This window comes from Lactobacillus sp. UMNPBX4, assembly GCF_002554115.1.
Lineage (GTDB): Bacteria > Bacillota > Bacilli > Lactobacillales > Lactobacillaceae > Lactobacillus > Lactobacillus gallinarum.
Genome location: NZ_PCZF01000082.1, coordinates 1 through 3,366 on the forward strand (window position 1 = coordinate 1; position 3,366 = coordinate 3,366).

3 protein-coding genes and 1 other annotated feature are annotated in these 3,366 nt (G+C 32.8%); of the genes, 2 read left to right on the plus strand and 1 reads right to left on the minus strand.

What is annotated here, in order from left to right; all coding sequences use genetic code 11:
- Positions 1 to 307: 307 nt before the first annotated feature.
- Positions 308 to 554 (minus strand) — a binding site (T-box leader).
- Positions 555 to 674: 120 nt separating this feature from the next.
- Positions 675 to 1,073: a hypothetical protein gene (locus CP355_RS09575; RefSeq protein WP_087176460.1), complete on the plus strand. Its 399-nt coding sequence runs from the start codon at positions 675 to 677 to the stop codon at positions 1,071 to 1,073.
- A 48-nt stretch (positions 1,074 to 1,121) separates the two neighbouring features.
- On the opposite strand, the gene CP355_RS09580 is transcribed toward CP355_RS09575, so the two are convergent.
- Positions 1,122 to 1,628 (minus strand): hypothetical protein, encoded by a 507-nt coding sequence (locus CP355_RS09580; RefSeq protein ID WP_025005384.1) that lies wholly within the window; start codon positions 1,626 to 1,628, stop codon positions 1,122 to 1,124.
- A 396-nt stretch (positions 1,629 to 2,024) separates the two neighbouring features.
- Here CP355_RS09580 and CP355_RS09585 point away from each other — a divergent pair, with 396 nt between their 5' ends.
- Positions 2,025 to 3,206, plus strand: a complete 1,182-nt coding sequence (locus tag CP355_RS09585) for an SLAP domain-containing protein (protein ID WP_098044422.1) — start codon at positions 2,025 to 2,027, stop codon at positions 3,204 to 3,206.
- The last annotated feature ends 160 nt before the right edge of the window (positions 3,207 to 3,366 follow it).

Consider the following 3,366-nt stretch of genomic DNA (forward strand, 5'->3'; position numbering starts at 1 on the left):
GTCCAAATGGACTTTTTATTTTCTATCAAGTGTTCAATTTAATTTTACAATCGGCCAATTCTTTTGGTCGTAAAAAACTTCCTACAATATCATAATGAGTTAAGTTAGTCATACTTTTTCTCCTTGTAATTATTCAACAATCAACAGTCCGCAAATAATAAAAATCAACCATACAAGGAGACACATTCGTTCAAATACTTTTTTATTGATAATAATTTTTGAATTAGTAATTGTAATTGCTTTTTTCATGATTGATTCCTCCTTTGATTAAATAAGCAAAATAAAAAGCGCCTCTAGCATATTTCATGCTAGGGACGCTCAAGCGTGTTACCACCCATGTTTAAATTAACTTCACAGCCAATTCCTCAATAAGTACTCCCAATAGGGAAGACTCAGACGGGGTAACGATCGTCACTCGTAATTTGCTTACTTAATGCTCGCATTTTAATTTAGCTCCAAGACCATATTCATTGCTTGCCATTGCATCGGCTTTCACCTAATCCGACTCTCTGTTAGAAATTTTAAGCAATTACTCATCTTTTCTAAGCTTTTTATTAATTTGATTGCCATTATAATACGCCGAATGAAAATTGCTGTCAAGAAAAACTTTGATTGATTTTAGAAAATAAGACAGATAATATGTGGTTAGTAACAAGAAGAATAGGAGAGAAAAAATGACTAAAGTTTTCTATGTAAATGCTGATTTGAATAAAGTAGTCAGTGGCAAAGAAATAGCTGCCAACACGCAAAAATTTACTCAAGTACATCAAGATGCAGTTATTGCAGAAAAGAATTTAGATTTAAATTCTGACCAGGTGATTTTTCATAATTGTCCTAAGGGATATAGACTGGTTGATGAAGTGGATGAAAATTATAATGTGGAATACGATAAAGTATACGTGCCTATTCAAGTAGAATATGGCAATATTAAGAATTTCAAAAATGATGCATTTGATATTCATGATCATGAAAGCAGTGAATATTTCCAAAAATGGTTGTTGTGTTCCTTTTTAGCTGATTCGTTGCCATTTAACGTTGCAGCAAGAGTAGAAGCATGGTTTGGCGAGGAATAAGTTAAGTAAAAAAACTCCAAAAGCATTTAACTTTTGGAGTTTTTAAATTTATCGACTTAATTTGTGAATCTTATGTGCTAAAACCATTTCCTTGTTACGGTCTGCATAAATTGCATCTTTAAGGTAATTTATTGGCTTGAGCAAGGTATTTCTGCTGGTAGTAGACAAGTAGATTGCATGATGATGATCTAAATGGCGCAAATATCTTTTGGCATTTTGAATTCTAGCATGGTGCTCAAGGGCTAACTTCGGCTTGAAGCCCGTAATTTGGTGTTGAGCATTATAGATAGGAACAACTTGATGATGCCATTTATCAATATGATGGGTATTGTGACCACCAATCTTCTTACTTGCTTTGACAATATCTTTCTTAGTGGTCAAATTATCTTGTTTTTTCAGCCGTGAATTTTTATCAAGATAATAATTGCCAAGACCATCTTGCCGATATAGTTGCAAATTTTTAACTGAGTCTTCTTTATTGACAGTTACTTTTAAAACGTCACCATTTTTGTAATTCATTAAATACATGTCGTGATCAATGGTGTAATTCTTCATGATAAAATATTCACCTCTTCTACATTAATTATCTAACATGATATTATAGTTATTTTTTTAAATATTGGAACTGGTTTTGCTAAATTTTTCTAGAAAAATTCCTTCTGTTAAAAAAATAGTGTTATTAGGATATAATAAGTGTAGTTATGATAAATATTTTAGCCCGGATTTAAAATTAAAAATCCTTTAAAAAACGAATTAGCACATTTAAAACCTATTAAATATCAGGCTACTATTAAAGTGAGAGATATAAGGTGAGAAAAGCTTTTGGCGTGATAGTAGTATTGCGAGAAGCTCAAACGGTAAAGATGACGATATCAAATCTGATATATATTAAGTGAAATTTTACTTAATTACGTTCAAAATAGTGAAAGAATAATATAAGGGAGGTTTATTATGAAATTAAAAAGAATTGCATTGAGTATTGTGGCAGGAGCTGCGCTTATGGTCCCTGCAGCTTTAACAGGACAAAGCCAAAACTCTAGCGTAGTTCAAGCAAGTACCTTAAAAAATAAGATTACGTTCGTTAAAAGCTATTCTCAACCAATGTTATATAATAAAAACGGTAAAAGTATAGCTAATAAAAATGAGATTAACTTTAACAAGCCAATTCGTTTTTATGGTCAACCAACTATAATTCAAGGACCTAAAGTTAATGCCTTTATTTATCTTAACGGGATGCCGCAGAGTATTATTAAAGGCAACACTTATGCCGATTTAGGTGATGGTGGTTACATTAATATGAAAGCAGTTGGTAGCTATAACTGGAATAGCAATGAAATTGGCTTGATTAAAAATGCATATGTTTACAACAGTAAAGGTCAACGGCTATCAACTTATCGTGGTCGCAAAGCTTATTTAACTAAAGGCAGCAAAATTAAATATGTTGGTAAGAGCTGGGTTACTTACCCTGATTCATATTTCAATTTAGGTAGCGGAATTTATGTTAAGTCAAATAACGTTAATACCATGAATGGTAAAGGCGTTTTGAAATTAAATACCAATACTGCTATTTATAATAAGAAAGGTCAACGTATTAGCTTTAATGGTCAGCGCGTATTGCCTAAATATTCAATTGTAAATTACGCAGGCAAGCGTCGCGCCAAGACTAAGTCTGATGATTACTACTACACAAATTTGAGTGGTAGTAAGTCATATGCAGTTAAGAATTATAAGATTAAAGGCCAAGATTACTACTATATCGGTAAGAGTGCTTATATCAAGGCGATAAACGTTGGACGCATTAACGGTAATCCTGTATTTCGTGATGGTGGTGCAACTACAATTGTTCCTCAAATGGACTTGTTTATCTATAATTCAAAATTAAAAAAGACAAAACAATCTGTTAAGAAGGGCCAAAAGATTAGAGCATTAGATCCAGTTATCCTTGGTAGTGGCGATATTGCACAACTTTTCTACAGAATCAAGGGAACATCTAACTATGTTTCTTGGGGTGATTACAGTGAGTACGGCTTTGAAGACGACGCTTATGTAGGAAACTTTAATTTCCGTGTAAGATTGAATCCTATTAAGACTATTGAAACTGCTGCAACACGTGCTGCTGAAGAATCAGATTAATTATTAGTAAAAACGGCTCTCTGTCAAATCGTGTTGATAGAAGTCAACTATAATTTAATAATTGGATTAAGCATCAAGCTGCTATGTACCAGCTTGATGCTTTTTCTTGTGTGTCGGGCATGACATTTCATCTAGTCTAGTGAAAGTCTAGACCACGGGT

Excerpts from the sequence above, each read along its gene's own strand:
- CP355_RS09575 (WP_087176460.1), top strand. The coding sequence starts at position 675 with ATGACTAAAGTTTTCTATGTAAATGCTGATTTGAATAAAGTAGTCAGT.
- CP355_RS09580 (WP_025005384.1), bottom strand. The coding sequence starts at position 1,628 with ATGAAGAATTACACCATTGATCACGACATGTATTTAATGAATTACAAA.
- CP355_RS09585 (WP_098044422.1), top strand. The coding sequence starts at position 2,025 with ATGAAATTAAAAAGAATTGCATTGAGTATTGTGGCAGGAGCTGCGCTT.